We start from the raw sequence: 200 nt of genomic DNA, 5'->3' as shown, positions 1-200 counted from the left end.
TCAGAGGCGATGAAGGACGTGCTAATCTGCGAAAAGCGTCGGTAAGGTGATATGAACCGTTATAGCCGGCGATGTCCGAATGGGGAAACCCAGTGCAATTCGTTGCACTATCGTTAACTGAATACATAGGTTAACGAGGCGAACCGGGGGAACTGAAACATCTAAGTACCCCGAGGAAAAGAAATCAACCGAGATTCCCC

The 200-nt window shown here is 49.0% G+C and carries 1 rRNA gene; it reads left to right on the top strand.

The annotated features are described in order from the left end of the window. A 23S ribosomal RNA gene (locus tag PGR29_RS24880) occupies positions 1-200 on the top strand; the annotation flags it as partial.

This window comes from Klebsiella sp. 141203 (genome assembly GCF_032601985.1).
In the GTDB taxonomy this organism is placed as follows: Bacteria; Pseudomonadota; Gammaproteobacteria; order Enterobacterales; family Enterobacteriaceae; genus Klebsiella; species Klebsiella aerogenes.
The sequence above is the reverse complement of the archived record's forward strand: the minus strand, read 5'-3'. Positions and strand labels throughout refer to the sequence as shown.